Source organism: Xanthomonas sp. DAR 35659, assembly GCF_041242975.1.
Taxonomy (GTDB): domain Bacteria; phylum Pseudomonadota; class Gammaproteobacteria; order Xanthomonadales; family Xanthomonadaceae; genus Xanthomonas_A; species Xanthomonas_A medicagonis.
Genome location: NZ_CP162488.1, coordinates 471,565 through 486,122 on the forward strand (window position 1 = coordinate 471,565; position 14,558 = coordinate 486,122).

Below are 14,558 nucleotides of genomic sequence, written 5' to 3' on the forward strand. Positions count from 1 at the left end.
GCCTTGAACGAATTGTTAGGCCGCCGGCTTGAGGAAGGCGCCACGCCGTCGTGCCGTGCGTAGCAACAGCACAACCACGACTGTGGCTGACACGATCACCAGCAGCGAACTTTCCGGACCGAACATCCCGCCGGTCAGCCAGTCGGGCCCGGCATAGCGGCTTTCGAGCGGCGCTACGGCGCGCCAGTCCTCGATGCCGGAAAGCGGCACGCCACTGAGAAAGATGGTGAAGTTCCATGCTGCGTGATTGGCGGCCACCACCCACAGGTTGCGCGTCAGGACGAACAGCCCGCCCCATAGCAGGCCCAGCACTGTCACCGAAATCAGCATGGCTACGACATCGCCGGGTCCACCGTGCGCCACGTTCTCCAAGTGCGGCAGGGCGAACAGCACCGCTTGCACCGCCAATGCCACCACTGTTCCCCAAGCCCGCTCCAGCAGACGAAACAGCAGGCACCGGTGGACCAGCTCTTCTAGGGTGGCCGCAATTCCAATGAAGGCCGCCACGCCCAGCAGAGCCGGCGAGGCGCCGCGAAACAGCACCAGTTCGTAGGCGCCGAACGCGAACAGCATGGCGATCGGCAACGCTACCAGAGCGGCGCCGCCTACACCGCCAAGTATCAGGGGAACCGGCTGCAGCTGCAGCTCGGTCGCTTTGCGCCTTTCATGCCAGCGCACATAGGCCCAGTAGCCCACGATGGCCACAAGGATGATGCCGGCACGTCTGAACACGCTGAGCCATGCGGGTCCAGGCTGGAACACCGTATCGATCAGTGGTAGCAGGCCTTGCCGAAAGACCAATACCGAACCCATGATCGCCACTCCGCCCAGCAGGAGCGAGCCAAGCATCCGGAAGGTGACGCGTATGCGCTGGCGCGCGATGCCTTCCGATTCTGCAGGAAGGGGGCGGCTTGGGTCGAAACGATCAGAAGACATGGCATCTTTGCTGGATAGGGACGAGTCAGGGGGCAGAGAATCTGCAGCCGGGTCGTGATCTTGCAGGTCGGTCTAACGCCTGAATTAAGCCGACCCGCGAAGCGGGTTCGGCTTGAATGAATTGTTAGGGCCCACTAGCGAGAGAGCGAATCTGCCGCTCTTGGCGCTGACGGACCCAGACTGTAATACCGCGATTAATAGCCCGAATAAGACCGCCGGCCACAAGCGAGGCAAGTAATAGCCAAACAAATGTTGAGTTGTGACCCTTTCTGTAGTGACTAGACTCAAATTGCAAAAGGTAGAAGAGCAAGAGCCAGGAGCAAAACCAGGCAATCAGCCATATATTGAAGCTCGTCTTGTGCCACGGCGCGACCAGCGGGAAAAAGAACGCAACGAGCAGAGCACACATGGCAAAAATTGCTGTGGCCACGACTGAGCCTCCTTGTGGGCCCTAACGCCTGAGTTAAGCAGTGCCGGGAAGCGGCATCGGCTTGAGTGAATTGTTAGGCCCCTACTCGCGAGGGTACCAACCGTCTTTGTTGCGTTCTGGCAAAGGCACCCCCTTGCTATGCAAGTGCTCGACAAATCGATCCTCTACGATCGGACCCCATCCGTCATGGCCGCTCTCCCAGCATGTGCGGCATACGGTTAGCTTTTAGCTAGGAATAACCTTGCCAGCGTAAATGTGCGGCCCGAACTGGAACGAAGATCTGCATAAATCGCAGTTGTACATGAACTTGGGATCGGGCATCTGCGGATATCCTTTGTGCGGCCTAACGCATGAATTAAGCCGACTCGCCAAGTGGGTTCGGCTTGAATGGATTGTTAGGGCTCATGCCGGGGCACTGACCGCGAGCGATAATCGGTGCCTGCAGGAGCCCAGAACATGAAACCGTTCTTGGAGATCTCCAGTGTATCCGATAGCCCGCGCTCTCTAAGCTCGCGCCGCAAGCCATCAATGCCGTCAGACGTCTCAATAATGTATCCCTCTGACAACACGTCCCCATAGTGCTTCTCGGTGTTCTGGCGGGCAAGGTCAACAATGTCCTCGGAAGACGCCCCAATAGACCATACGTGGACGTCTTGATCCGTGGCGTAAGTCTTGATGCGCCAGGCGCCGTCGTCAGTTCCAAGGAACTGAATAGTGTCAAAGACATCGTCAGTCGCTTCCGCCTCGGAGTTGCTGAGGTAGCTGCTTTGAACTGTGAGAAAGAAGACTACGAGGACGATCTTCATGAGACCTAACGCCTGAATTAAGCCGACTGGCGAAGCTAGTTCGGCTTGAACTAATTGTTAGACAGCGGCTGACTATCTTTGACTTGCCAGCCATCGCGCCATCTCTGTGACAAGAACAAATGTAGCTATCAAGAAGTCGACTCTTACACCGGAGGCCCCGAAAGTGTGCTTCTTTCCTGGTTGTTTCTGCGAGAACTCAACGTATCGTTTGGCAAGTGGATGAAAAGAACTGTTAATGCTTTTAATAGAGTCAACTTGCCTAGCGAGTTGAGCAACCTTGTCCTCTGCAAGTGTATCTCCATCATGTGCCATGCCATTACGAATGCGGTTGACCTCATGAGCAGACGCCAAAAAAGGAACTGGCATGCCAAAGGCCGCTGCCAGTGCGATTTTCTGCGCCGTGAAGCCTGGCACCTTGATGTATGGAGCCAGGTCGCTTGTGATCCGAGAACGCAAGAAGTGATTGAGAACTTTCTCTAGCGCGAGATGCATGCGTAGCACAACGCCTATTTCATCTTCAGTTTCGGCGGCGTCGATCAACTTTCCTGTGTCAAACCAATCCGCTATAACATCCACGACGTGCCTCCTCTGCTGTCTAACTACCATTGTACCGCCCAAAAGCGGTGATGCACCAAGTATTACCCAACGCCAGACGTCTGCAAAGCACAAATTTGTAAAATAAATCAATAGCCTGCCAAGTATTGGTCGCGCTTCCAGGCGTCGATGCCGGCTGCGCTATCCGACATTCGATCTGCCGTATGAGTTACGCCCGCGAAGATCGAGGTGTAACGGCGCATCCGCTGCCGAGGTTGCTGGCGCAGGCGCATGGCCGATTGCGGCTTCGGCATTACAGCCTGCGCACGGAGCAAGCGCATGTTGGCTGGCTATGAGCGGAAGGTGCGCAAATGGCGCATATGCGGACGGCCGCCGTAGACATCGAAAGATGTTTAGCGACGGCCCGCGAGCGGCAGCGACCTTCATTGCCTTCGCCAGCGCGCCTCCACGTTGAGTAGCACTTCGCAGTCGCAGAAGCCGCCGTAGCTCTTCAGCCAGGGGACGACCAGCGCGGGCTGCAGATGGTGCGCGAGCAGAAACTGCTCGGTACGCCGCAAGGAAAAAGTCGCAGCCCTCTGCGCGGGCTGCGTGCAGATGCTCGAACAAGGCCCAGAGAGTTTCCTTCGGCATCGGTAGGGCAGCCTCTCCGATCGCACGCTGCCTGGCCTCCTCGGCCCTGCGCAGTTGCTGGCGTCGCTGGATTTCCGATTTCTCTGGCATGGGCGTTCGTGAGAAAAGACTTCCAATCCTGGCTGTCGCCGTCCGTCCGAGGCAAGCCCGTCTGCATGGCCTCCGCTTGAACGCTAGGCCGCCGCAGCATGCCCCGGCCGCCAGCCAAGGAGGCGGGCAGGCAGGAACAGAATGGCGCGCAGGAGCGCGAACACGGCGGAGAACGTGATCCCCACAAGGCGGAACGGCAAGCTCAATAGCCAGACGATTGGCCACAAGACCACGACCAGCAGGGCGAGCGGCCAGCACAGGACAAGGAGCAGGCACCAGGCAATTGTCGCAATCAGCGTTTTCACGATGCGGCTCCTTCGACCCGTGAGCGGAGCCGGAAGGATCGCAGATTGCCAGGCATTGCGACCACTGGCCTGCGACGAACCAGCCAACGCGGTGGATAAAAGCGCCGAATGTGGCGACGAACTGCCAGTGGCATACGCCCGAGTCATAGCGAAAGCCGCCACGCGCGCCGAAGCTCCGGACCGGAACATCAAGCATTAACCCGCACGTAGCGGGGCGAGGCGCCATGGCGCCGCGCCCACGTGGCGTGTTGTACCGTTGCCACGCGCCCTACCCGATGTCGCGCGACGGCGCAGGGCGATGCCTTTCTTCTCCAGCAGACCCGATCGATGATGTCTTCCACTACGTCCCCTGCCGCCCCCGATGCCGCGCCGCACGGCGCCGCCGCCGTGTTCCGCGTGGTCACCGGCAACTTCCTCGAGATGTACGACTTCATGGTCTATGGCTTCTATGCCACGGCCATCGGCCATGCGTTCTTCCCGGCGAAAAGCGCGTTCGCCTCGTTGATGCTGTCGCTGGCCACGTTCGGCGCCGGCTTCCTGATGCGCCCGATCGGCGCGCTGGTGCTGGGCGGCTACATCGACCGGAACGGGCGCCGCAAAGGCCTGATCCTGACCCTGGGGCTGATGTCGGCCGGCGTGCTGTTGATCGCCTTCGTCCCCGGCTACGGCACCATCGGCGTGCTGGCACCGTTGTTGGTGCTGCTGGGCCGCCTGCTGCAGGGCTTCTCCGCCGGCGCCGAACTGGGCGGCGTGTCGGTATACCTGGCCGAGATCGCCACGCCGGGTCGGCGCGGTTTCTACGTGGCCTGGCAGTCGGCCAGCCAGCAGGTGGCGGTGGTGTTCGCCGCCGCGCTTGGCGTCGCCCTGCATGCGCTGCTGGCCGACAGCGTGATGGACGATTGGGGGTGGCGCGTTCCGTTCTTTATCGGCAGCCTGATCGTGCCGCTGATTTTCTTCATCCGCCGCTCGCTGCAGGAAACCCCGGAGTTCGCCGCGCGGCAGGCGCCGGACCTGGCCGGCATCGCGCGCTCGCTGCGCGCCAATGTCGGGCTGATCCTGGCCGGCGTGGGCATGGTGATGATGACCACCGTGTCGTTCTACCTGATCACCGCCTACATGCCGACCTACGGCCGGACCGAGCTGCAGCTGAGCGAGTTGGACAGCCTGGTGGTGACCGGCTGCATCGGCTTGTCCAATTTCGTGTGGCTGCCGGTGATGGGCGCGCTGAGCGACCGTATCGGTCGCAAACCGCTGCTGGTGTTCGCCAGTGTGGCGATGCTGCTGACGGTGTGGCCGGCGCTGCAGTGGCTGGTCGACGCGCCGTCGTTCGTGCGGCTGCTGCTGGTCGGCGAATGGCTATCGCTGCTGTACGGCGCCTACAACGGTGCGATGGTGGTGGCGCTGACCGAGGTGATGCCGGCGGAGGTGCGTACCACCGGCTTCTCGCTGGCCTACAGCCTGGCCACCGCGACGATGGGCGGCTTCACCCCGGCGGTGTCCACCTGGCTGATCCACGCCACCCACAGCCGCGCCGCGCCGGCGCTGTGGCTGTCGCTGGCGGCGCTGATCGGGCTGGGCTGCACCTTGCTGCTGTTCCGCCGTCAGCGCGGCGGCGGCGCCCCTGTCGCCGCCTGAGCGCGGCGCGGCGTCTGCGCGGTTCCCGCGCCTCAGCCCAGATCCAGTGCGGCCGTCAGGTCGCCTGGCACCACGCCGCTGGCGGCATGCATCGCCCGCTCGCGCTCGACCAGGCCCGGCAACGGCTCCAGGCCGAAGCGGCGGGTGATGAAGCGCAGGATCGAGCCCGTGTCGTAAACGCTGTGGTCGACATGGCCGCGCCTGGCGTGCGGCGACACCACCAGCGCCGGGATGCGCGAACCCGGGCCCCAGCGGTCGGCCTTGGGCGGCGCCACGTGATCCCACCAGCCGCCGTTCTCGTCGAAGGTGATGAACACGACGGTCTTGTCCCATAGCGGGCTGTCGCGCAGCGCGTCCACCACCATCGCGATGTGGCGATCGCCGGCGGCGACGTCGGAATAGCCGGCGTGCATGTTGAGGTTGCCTTGCGGCTTGTAGAACGTCACCGGCGGCAGCGTGCCGGCCTGCACGTCGGAAAGGAAGCGGTTGTCCGGGGCACTGTCGCCCAGGCCGCCGTCGCGCAGGCGGCGCGCCCGCGCCGGCGTGCCCGGGGCGAGGTTGGCGAAGTAGTTGAACGGCTGGTGATGGATCTGGAAGTTGGGGCTGCCCGGGAACTCGCTGGTGTCGCCGGTGTCGCCCTTGCCCTGCACCGCCAGCGCCCAGCCGCCGGCGTACCAGGCCCAGTCCACGCCCTTGGCGTCTAGCGCGTCGCCGATGTGGCGGTGGGTCTGCGCCGGCAGCGTGTTGGGGCTGTTGGGGTCGGCATGGTCCGGGCGCGCCGGGTCCTGGCTGGTGCTGGGCTGGAACGGCGGGCTCATCGTGTTGATCGCCCAGAAATCCGGAGTCAGCGCGCCGTTGCGCACGAAGCGCGGCCGACCATTGAGCGCGGTGTCCGGCGAATTGTCCTGCACTGCCAGGCGGATCTCGTCGGGACGCTTGCTGGCCAGCACGCTGATCTGCGTCCGCGCCGGGCCGCTGTCGGCCTTGGGGTAGAACGGCGCCTGCGCGGCGATCAGGTACTGATGGTTGAGGAACGAGCCGCCGAACGCGCCCATGAAGAAGTTGTCGCACAGCGTGTAGTCGCGGGCCAGGCTCCACAGCCGCAACGTGGCCGGCGCATCGGCGTAGTGGCCCATCACCAGGCCGCCGGCGTCGCTCCACGCGGCGAAACCGTCGTTGCGGCCGCCGTTGATCTGCATCTGGTTCTCGTAGAAGCGATGCACCAGGTCGCGGGTCACGAGGCCGTGCGGCAGCAGTTGACCATCGGGCGTGCGCAGCGCGAACGGCGCGTTGGGCAGCGGCCCGATCGCGTCCTCGCCGATCTTGTAGCGGCGGTGCGCCACCACCTGTTCGTCCGGCGCCAGCCCGCCCCAGATCGGCGGCAGGATGTCGAGCAAGCTGCCGTCGCGGTCCACCTGCCGCGCCTGCGCCGGCGTCACCTTGGACAGCGGCCGCTGCAGTCCCGGGAACTCCGGGAATAGGTTGTTGAAGCTGCGGTTCTCGGCGTAGATCACCACGACGTGCTCGATCTTCTGCCGCAGTTGCCGGTCCAGTTCTGTCGGCGACAGCGCGCGCGCTTGCGTGCGGTTGGCGCTCTGGGTGCGGGCTTCGGCGGGGCCGCCGATCGCCAGCGCGCCGCCGGCCAGTGCGAGGCCACCGAGCAGGCGCCGGCGTTGCGGGTTTTCGGGGGCGGTGTCGGTGTCGGCGGGGACGAACGCGGGATCCTGGGGCGGCTTCTTCACGGGGTCATCGGAGGAGAAGGGAAAGGCACCCGCCAGTTTGGGCCGCGTGAATGACAAGTCATAGCCAGCCTGCCGCAGTGCGCACCCGGTGTTCAGCGGCCGTATCACAGCCGGTGATGCAGTCGATCCAGGATGGGGAGGATTGGCGGTGTCGGCGGCAACTCAGTCGTGCGTTCGGCACGAGGCATAGAGCGCAGCGCGTGCGGCGTCGCCGTGCAGGCGACGCATCTGGCATTACGCGGGCTTTCCGGCGTCTTCGGCGCCCTCGGCGTCACCCAGCGCGTGTTGGACGTACAGGCGCTTGACCAGCACGTAGAGCACCACGGTCAGCGGCGCCGCCAGCACCACGCCCATCGGCCCGAACAGCACGCCGATGCCGAACAGCGAGAACAGCAGCAGCGCAGGCGGCAGATCGACCGCGCGCGCCTGGATCAGCGGCTGCAACACGTGCCCCTCGAGCTGCTGCAGCACCACGAACAGCAGCAGCGCGCCCAGCGCGACCTGCGGGCTGACGGTGAAGCCCAGCAGGATCGCCGGGACCGCGGCCACGATCGGGCCGACGATGGGGATGAAGTCCAGCAGCGCGGTCAACAGGCCGATGCCCAGCGCCACCGGCACGCCCAGCAGCCACAGGCCGACGCCGGTCAGCGTGCCGATCACCGCCATCGCCAGCAACTGCCCGGTCAGCCAGGCGCGCAGGGCCTGGCCGCTGGCGGTCAGTGCCTCGTCGGCGACGCCGCGACGGTCGCGCGGCAGCAGATGCAGCAGCCCTTGCCGATACAGCCGAGGCTGCGCGGCTAGGTACAGCCCGCCGACCATCATCAGCACCGCATCGGTGACGCCGCCGCCGGCCGTTAGCACGATCGCGCCGGCGTGCGCGGCCAGGCTCGAGGCGCCGTCGCGCAACTGGTCGGGGATGCGCTCGATTTGCGGCCCCAGCGGGCCGGACTGCAGCCAGGCATGGAACTTGTTCCAGGCCGCCGGCAAGGTGGCGCGGAAGGTGTCGATCTGCGCGGCGACCTCGGCGCCGAACAGCAGCACGATCGCCGACAGCGCCAGCACCAGCAGCAGGATCACCAGTGCCAGCGCCGCCCACTCCGGCAGCGGCAACCACTTGCGCAACAGCGCGGCCAGCCCATGCAGCAACACGCCCACCACCACCGCGCCGAACACGATCAGCAGCAGCTCCGACAACTGCCAGGCCAGCAGCGCCAGCGCGCCCAGCGCCATGACCACCAGGACCCGCGCCACGAAGGGGCGCAGGGACGACGGGGAACCGGGGACGGAGGCATTCATCGGCGCGATCCGGATCAGGACATGAGCGCGCACAGTAGTGGCAGGGGGGGTGCAGGGCGGGCGAAGAGCGGCTACGGCTGGTTGGGGAAGCGCCCTACTCGGTCGGCTTACGCCTGCGCCTGTCCGTGGTGCGTTCGGGCCCTAGTCGGATCGAGGCGGGTGGGCGGCGCTGCCGCATGGCGGCAGACGGCCAGTGTTGCACGTAGTAGCCGTGCGTCGTCGGGTGCGCTGTTGTCTACATGGTGAGTGATGCCGGCGTGCATGCGGGGCAGCCGCCATTAGACCCCTCGGGTGGACTGCCGTCCGTTCTGGTTCCAGGCCTTGATGGCCACGTTGACCTGCTCACGGATATCGACATCCGCCTTGCGACCGAGATACGGCGACCGGCTGCCCAGTAATCCCGGCGCGGTCCATTGCACCTGTTCAGCGAGCTGCGCGATGAAATCGCGACCGAGCGCATGGAATTGCGCCACTTCCTAAGCAGTCAGCGCCATGGTCCACGCGTAGCCGACCGCGCCATGGCTGCAGTTGACGTCGAGCAGCAGCGTGTCGCCGTCGCGCAGCAGGAACCAGGCGTGCGGTTCGTGGTCCACTACCTGCATGGCCTGCCCCCATGACGCGCGAGGATGACGCCTCTCGCTCGATCACTCGGCATTGCCTGCATGACGGGACAGCGCCTGCCGATCAGTGCGACGGCTTGTTCTTGCTGTACACGATCTTCTTGGCGCCGGCCGCGCAGCTGCCGATGACCTTGCGATCCTTGACGTCGGCGTTGTCGACGATCTCCAGCGTGTAGTCCTTGACCCCGCGGGCATCGAGTTTCGCGGTGAGCTCGGCCTTCAACTCATCGCAATGCATGCGGGCAAAGGCTGGAGCGGAAACGAGGGTAAGCAACAGGACGGCGAGAGTGGACTTCATGATCGTACCGATGATCGAGGAGAAGGGGCGAGTGCGTGGCAGGCCGGGTTCGACGCGTTCGAGACTTGGCCGCGAGGCCGTCCTGGCTGCCTGGCGGCTCTCGCCTGGCAGGCCGATTCGACGTGGATCGAGTGTAGCAAGCCGGACGCAGGAGCAACGGCGCCAGCGACGACCTGCGTGATCAGTGGGTGCTTGACGATGCGTCGCACGCGGGCGGGATGCTTGGAGAGGCGAGATCTAGGGATCGATCCAGACGCCCGAGTCGTACATCAACCGCATCGTGTAGTTGAGTTGCAGCGTCTGATTGGGGCCGCACGCGATCTCCGTGGTCTTGCCCGACGACCCCGGACGCGACACCAGGATCGACGAGCCCGACCTGAGCGGGTCGACCAGGCTGTACTGATAGTCGCCATTGCTGAATTCGACCGACGCATTGCCGTTCAGAAACGAGCGGTAGGTGAACAGCCCCGTCGGCGGCTTCTTGTCGGCGGGGTACTGTAGGACCAGCTTTCCTGCCTCGGAGGCGCGGTACTGGATGTAGCCGCTCGTTCGATTGGCCACCTTCGACGAACACAGCGAAAAGACGCGCTTGCGGGTTTCGCACGTCCACAGCGTGATTTCTTCCTTGGCGCACAGCGGGCTGTGTTGGTACTCGCTCTCGGCGTCCTTCAGCGTCGCCTGGGTGATGGACGGAATCGGCTCGGAGGCTTGTGCTGTTGCGAGTCCTAGGCTCACCGAGATGGCGGTGGCGATAATTTTCATCCAGGTTTCAATCACTTTTGCGCCTAATCTGGCTTTAAGTAAGGGGCCGCGAGCACGACCCGGCTAGGCGGACTTTTCCCATGTGCGGCGAACAAAATTAGCCAACTTTGAGAAAATTTCCGCATTGGTGCTTATTGTTGCCGCATCGGTCGTAATGAGGAATTTCTTCGGATTGCGGGTAAACGAAATCTTTGCTTCATCTAGGAGTTGTTGTGCGTCGTCGGCGAGATGCGGGGCAATGCGAAAGCCTAAAAGCGACTTGCCGTTACTTCGCTTGTGGAGCCAGAAATAATTGTTGCGACCAACGCTAATGGAAACGTAGTTTTTCACATAGCCGACCTGCGGTTCCTGAAGCTCATGGCCCACTACGGAAAGCAGTGTGTCAGCTGTCTCTGCAGTCCACCTCGCTTTCTTGCTCCAATAATCCCGGTTGACCTCAACGTCTTGTTCTGTGGCGCCATCGTCGATTTCTTCATAAGTGTCCAGAACCTTTGTGAAGTGCAGCGCTTTCTTCCCGCCGATGTCTACCAGCGCGACTTGGATGGCGATGATTGGGATGGAATGGCTCAGGATGTGAATGACATTAAAGAAGCGCCGCGTGATGCTTTCTGCGACCAAAACGGCGTAGTGCTGACGCTGAGGCCAACGGCGCTTTTCGTTATCCCAGTACTCGATTGTCCGAATGATGTGGGTTTCGTCTGTTTCACCCAGCATCACCTCGACTTCGTACATGGAGTCGTCCTGGGGGTCCTTGAGCAGAATGTCGACTCGGCCACCAGAGCTCTGCCTCCGCTCCTTAATTAGTGCATCCAAGTCGCCCAGGCCGAGCGCCGCCGGATTGCTCCAAATCTGATCTTGAAGCCAATATTCATCATATCCAGCGTCCCTGAGTGCTACTGATTGCGCAAATGTGATTTCCTCAGCCATGATGATTTGATGATCGAGTACTGAATGGGCCTAGCGTTTGCGCTGAGGGCGCAGGCATGCCTGAGCGCGTCCACTCGAGCGAAGGTCAGGCATCAGCGCGAGCGTAGAAGTTGCCTGCCTTTCGGATGGATGTGTACGCCGCGTTCAACTCCGCGCGATAGCCACGCCCCAGCGCGATGGGATTCAGAATGAGTCCATCGCAGATGAAATGACCCTCGAACTCAAGCACTCCGGCCTCAAATATGAAGGGTGGTTCATCAAGAAGCTCGTTCAGTGGCGTTGTGAGAGCGCGAACGGCGTACGCGTTCTTGATCTCCTTGTCGAGGAAAACGGCGAATGTCTTGGTGTGGCGCAGGTACACCCATTGGCGAAACCTCAGTGTGCGCATGGCTGCGACGACGGTCGGTTCAATCGGGTCGCTTTCGGATGTGAGCCGCGTGACGGCGGCGTCGATCAAAGACGGGTTGGCGTGCACGAGAGCACGCGCAGTGGCGAGATCTTCGTTGATCGATCCGGTACGCGGTGCATCGGCGTCAGAGAGAACGCGGAACAGTATGGACTTGTAGCCTTCGATGAAGCGAAGCGCTTGTTCACGCGGAAGGAGCATGTTCTATGAGGCCTGACGTCTGAATTAACCCGCGCCGCGAAGCGGCGTCGGCTTGATTGCATTTTTAGGGTGCTGACCGACCAAGGTGCAGCTGCCATTCAATGTAGCCATTGTACTCGTTTGCGATACATTGTTGAACGTGCCCACGGCGATCCGCAAATGTAGTGAGTGGGCCGCTACGCGACAGCAATCCGTTGCAGCCGGTGCAACATAGCTTCAGGTTACTAGGGTCATCGGTGCCACCAACGCAGCCACAACGTGGTCAACGGTAGCCGACCAGCAGGTAGAGAAAGAACTTGGCAAGTCTGAGTCGCAGTACTGGCAACTACCATTGTCACGCTCAAAGGCCTGCTGCCGAATTTTGTGATGAACCCTCACGCTCCCCCAACGCTTGAGTTAAGCGCGCCGCGAAGTGGTCGTCGGCTTGGACGAATTGCTAGGCTTTTGGCCGGCGCTCGATGGAAGCTGCCAACGCCTGGATGAGCTTGGCAGAATCCGCCGGCTCAATGAAGTCAGCGGCAGAACATGCCTCGATGACGTCGAGGACAGCCCAGTACGGCACCTCCGCGGAAGAAATAGGGGCGTACTTGCCCTCAGCGTTCCATCACGCAAGGCGAACGGCTCTTTCCTCGTAGCTGTGCTTCTCGCCAGAGATTGAGTTGCCTCCCGCAGAAGGATCAGGAAGTTCGATTCGGGCGGATCCGGTTTCGGGATCAGGCACGTAGCGGACAGTCGACGCTATAGACCTCAGACGCACTACAGTCACTCCTTCAAAGGTAATGCCTAAATCCGTCACGCCGCGAAGCGGCGTCGGCTTGAATAAGTAGTTGGGCGGTGGAGTCACGAGGTGGTAAAGCCCGGACCGTGCTCCACAGCGCCGCAGCCGAGAGCCGAGCATGCCACACATCGCGGTCTTTGGGCTTGAACGAGGTACTGGCCGCTGGATGTGATCGAGACCGAAGGCGATGATCGCAGTGGGTAACGAGGCCGGGCGACAAAGCGGCGACGATCCGGCGACACATGCACTCACGCCAACGCATGATCCGCTCAAGAATAGGTGCGCCATGCGCAGCCTGCTAAACTCCTGGTGCACACGGGACGGCGCGGCACAGCGTGACAGAGCAACGGAAGGATCGAGGCGTCGATGAAGTCGGCGAAGGGGCTGGCACGGCACCTTCCCGGCACTCGCGCCGGAGCGAATGCCTGCGAGGCGCACTTGCAGTGCAGAAGAGTGACCTTGCCCGGGCAGAACGGGAGCAGGCGTCGGGCCGCGTCCGCAGCAGCTGGGCGCTGGGCGTGGTGATCGCTGTGGGTATGGCGTTCGCGGCTTGGCGACTGCACGTTGTCGTCCACGCACTCTATAGAGGTTATGTCCTGGCATGCCCACGCCTGTCGACGGCGGGGTGCCGACGGATCCACGCCGATGATCTTGGATATTGGGCGAGCATGGGGGGCAATACGCTACTCGGCCTCCTGTTGCTTGCTGCTGCCGTGACGGCCGCCCTGGTCCTCGGGGCCATGTACCGGCGCCCATCACCGGTGCTGCAACTCATGCGCGACAGAGTGAAGCGCATCGAGGATGCGTTGCGCGCACTCCCGCTTGACGTAGACCGACGACGCTGACGTAAGGGGTACGGCGTCATGCGCCCAGGGTTGAACGGAAGTCTCTTGCGGAACGTTTAAATGACGCCATGCAATCTCCTGCGTACCAAACGCAAGACAATCATGCAAAGGAGAGCGGCTGCTGCAAAAGTGACTGGAAGAGCTAGAACTCCCCAGAGGATGCCTCCGGAAGTAACATTGTTGCCGTCCGGCGTGATGCAGCTGGAGTTCGTTAGCTCATCGATGCAGTCGGCATGCGTATGGTACCGCTCGTAGTATGCCCACCAAAGCAGGGCTGCAAGCGCCGCGACACATGCAAACACCATTGCCGGGATGCGTATGCCTTGGCTTTGGCTGCGTCTCATGGACATCTAACACCCGAGTTGCGCCGTGCCATGAGGCGGCATCGGCTTGAATGAATAGTTAGCCACCTGGCCGCATCACTGGACAAGCCCCAACTAGCGCGTTCGAAACGAGAACACTCATAGGGTCTTTCCAGACATCTTTGTGGGCCAGTAGATAATTATCAACGACGTCTCGCAACGCTTCGCTGCTCATTTCAAAAGTACATGCATGAACCTTCCGTACCTCTTCCTTGGAGGCTCCGTAGAATCCAGAGCTCAGCAGCCCGTCTACAACGCCCATTACATAGGCTGATCGAGTGGCTGGTGACTGCGTCACATACGTTTCGCCTTTCAAGTACCCATCATAGACATGCACCGACTGCGCAGAACTAGTCGAGGTAACTAACAACAGGCCAGCTAATACTCCAAATCGCATAAACAAATCTCCAAGGGGCTAATGCCAGAATTAAGCCGAACCGCGAAGCGGATTTGGATTGAATGAATTGTTAGGCCCCATCGCTGGGGCCCCAGTGCCTAAGCGTTGCCTCTACCGCAGATCTTATCTGGGCCTCACCGATGCCGGAACATTCAAAAAAGGCATTGAATGAATCCGAGAGTCTATAAAAGTCACTGTCAGATAGGAAGCCCAGTGCGTCTAGCGTCAGAGGAGCGGGAACGATCTTGACGAATGCTGAGTACACCTCGTCACCTGTAGCGTCGTCGACAGCGCCACCAATTGAAGCGCACAGTTCGCGGTTGAGTGTTGTTACCAACAGTAGGTCATGCTCGCTCATGGGGCCTAACGCCTGAGTTAAGCCGCGCCGCGAAGCGGCGTCGGCTTGAATGAATTGTTGGGCGGCACTATTGCGCTAATAGAGCATGCCGCCAAATTTTAGTAGCACAGACTTGCCACGGAATAGGCCGAAGTAGTTGGCGCCACTCTTACAGTGAACGTAACGCAGGTCGTCACCCA

General features: G+C 62.0%; 15 protein-coding genes. 1 reads left to right on the forward strand and 14 read right to left on the reverse strand.

All coding sequences use genetic code 11. The features are described 5' to 3' along the window. Positions 1–15 precede the first annotated feature (15 nt). The 5 genes from AB3X07_RS02125 to AB3X07_RS02145 form a co-directional block, all read right to left on the reverse strand. Positions 16–936, reverse strand: a complete 921-nt coding sequence (locus AB3X07_RS02125; RefSeq protein WP_369942330.1) for a lysostaphin resistance A-like protein — start codon at positions 934–936, stop codon at positions 16–18. An 825-nt stretch (positions 937–1,761) separates the two neighbouring features. After that, on the reverse strand, positions 1,762–2,172 hold the full coding sequence (locus tag AB3X07_RS02130; RefSeq protein WP_369942332.1) for a hypothetical protein: 411 nt from the start codon (positions 2,170–2,172) through the stop codon (positions 1,762–1,764). 72 nt (positions 2,173–2,244) lie between these two features. Further along, positions 2,245–2,748 (reverse strand): hypothetical protein, encoded by a 504-nt coding sequence (locus tag AB3X07_RS02135; RefSeq protein WP_369942334.1) that lies wholly within the window; start codon positions 2,746–2,748, stop codon positions 2,245–2,247. A gap of 401 nt (positions 2,749–3,149) precedes the next feature. After that, positions 3,150–3,284, reverse strand: a complete 135-nt coding sequence (locus tag AB3X07_RS02140) for a DUF2695 domain-containing protein (protein ID WP_369942336.1) — start codon at positions 3,282–3,284, stop codon at positions 3,150–3,152. A 246-nt stretch (positions 3,285–3,530) separates the two neighbouring features. Further along, complete coding sequence (locus AB3X07_RS02145; RefSeq protein WP_369942338.1) at positions 3,531–3,752, reverse strand: hypothetical protein; 222 nt, start codon at positions 3,750–3,752, stop codon at positions 3,531–3,533. Positions 3,753–4,082: 330 nt separating this feature from the next. Here AB3X07_RS02145 and AB3X07_RS02150 point away from each other — a divergent pair, with 330 nt between their 5' ends. Beyond that, positions 4,083–5,387, forward strand: a complete 1,305-nt coding sequence (locus tag AB3X07_RS02150; RefSeq protein WP_369942340.1) for an MFS transporter — start codon at positions 4,083–4,085, stop codon at positions 5,385–5,387. 32 nt (positions 5,388–5,419) lie between these two features. Here AB3X07_RS02150 and acpA read toward each other — a convergent pair whose 3' ends face one another. The 9 genes from acpA to AB3X07_RS22935 form a co-directional block, all read right to left on the reverse strand. Further along, positions 5,420–7,129: an acid phosphatase gene (acpA, locus tag AB3X07_RS02155; RefSeq protein WP_369942342.1), complete on the reverse strand. Its 1,710-nt coding sequence runs from the start codon at positions 7,127–7,129 to the stop codon at positions 5,420–5,422. Between the two features lie 234 nt (positions 7,130–7,363). Beyond that, complete coding sequence (locus AB3X07_RS02160; protein WP_369944624.1) at positions 7,364–8,359, reverse strand: AI-2E family transporter; 996 nt, start codon at positions 8,357–8,359, stop codon at positions 7,364–7,366. A 344-nt stretch (positions 8,360–8,703) separates the two neighbouring features. Then, complete coding sequence (locus AB3X07_RS02165; RefSeq protein WP_369942344.1) at positions 8,704–8,898, reverse strand: hypothetical protein; 195 nt, start codon at positions 8,896–8,898, stop codon at positions 8,704–8,706. 3 nt (positions 8,899–8,901) lie between these two features. After that, the gene (locus AB3X07_RS02170) at positions 8,902–9,027 is read right to left on the reverse strand and encodes a hypothetical protein (RefSeq protein ID WP_369942346.1); all 126 of its coding nucleotides are present in this window, start codon (positions 9,025–9,027) and stop codon (positions 8,902–8,904) included. 82 nt (positions 9,028–9,109) lie between these two features. Continuing rightward, positions 9,110–9,343: a DUF1161 domain-containing protein gene (locus tag AB3X07_RS02175; protein WP_369942348.1), complete on the reverse strand. Its 234-nt coding sequence runs from the start codon at positions 9,341–9,343 to the stop codon at positions 9,110–9,112. A gap of 237 nt (positions 9,344–9,580) precedes the next feature. Then, on the reverse strand, positions 9,581–10,105 hold the full coding sequence (locus tag AB3X07_RS02180; RefSeq protein ID WP_369942350.1) for a hypothetical protein: 525 nt from the start codon (positions 10,103–10,105) through the stop codon (positions 9,581–9,583). A 63-nt stretch (positions 10,106–10,168) separates the two neighbouring features. After that, positions 10,169–11,032 (reverse strand): hypothetical protein, encoded by an 864-nt coding sequence (locus AB3X07_RS02185; RefSeq protein ID WP_369942352.1) that lies wholly within the window; start codon positions 11,030–11,032, stop codon positions 10,169–10,171. 85 nt (positions 11,033–11,117) lie between these two features. After that, entirely contained in the window at positions 11,118–11,639 is a 522-nt protein-coding gene (locus AB3X07_RS02190) for a hypothetical protein (protein ID WP_369942354.1), read from the reverse strand. 2,025 nt (positions 11,640–13,664) lie between these two features. Next, complete coding sequence (locus tag AB3X07_RS22935; RefSeq protein ID WP_420018521.1) at positions 13,665–14,021, reverse strand: Rap1a/Tai family immunity protein; 357 nt, start codon at positions 14,019–14,021, stop codon at positions 13,665–13,667. Positions 14,022–14,558 lie beyond the last annotated feature (537 nt).

Excerpts from the sequence above, each read along its gene's own strand:
- AB3X07_RS02125 (WP_369942330.1), bottom strand. The coding sequence starts at position 936 with ATGTCTTCTGATCGTTTCGACCCAAGCCGCCCCCTTCCTGCAGAATCG.
- AB3X07_RS02130 (WP_369942332.1), bottom strand. The coding sequence starts at position 2,172 with ATGAAGATCGTCCTCGTAGTCTTCTTTCTCACAGTTCAAAGCAGCTAC.
- AB3X07_RS02150 (WP_369942340.1), top strand. The coding sequence starts at position 4,083 with ATGTCTTCCACTACGTCCCCTGCCGCCCCCGATGCCGCGCCGCACGGC.
- AB3X07_RS02160 (WP_369944624.1), bottom strand. The coding sequence starts at position 8,359 with ATGGCGCTGGGCGCGCTGGCGCTGCTGGCCTGGCAGTTGTCGGAGCTG.
- AB3X07_RS02170 (WP_369942346.1), bottom strand. The coding sequence starts at position 9,027 with ATGCAGGTAGTGGACCACGAACCGCACGCCTGGTTCCTGCTGCGCGAC.
- AB3X07_RS02175 (WP_369942348.1), bottom strand. The coding sequence starts at position 9,343 with ATGAAGTCCACTCTCGCCGTCCTGTTGCTTACCCTCGTTTCCGCTCCA.
- AB3X07_RS02180 (WP_369942350.1), bottom strand. The coding sequence starts at position 10,105 with ATGAAAATTATCGCCACCGCCATCTCGGTGAGCCTAGGACTCGCAACA.
- AB3X07_RS02185 (WP_369942352.1), bottom strand. The coding sequence starts at position 11,032 with ATGGCTGAGGAAATCACATTTGCGCAATCAGTAGCACTCAGGGACGCT.
- AB3X07_RS02190 (WP_369942354.1), bottom strand. The coding sequence starts at position 11,639 with ATGCTCCTTCCGCGTGAACAAGCGCTTCGCTTCATCGAAGGCTACAAG.
- AB3X07_RS22935 (WP_420018521.1), bottom strand. The coding sequence starts at position 14,021 with ATGCGATTTGGAGTATTAGCTGGCCTGTTGTTAGTTACCTCGACTAGT.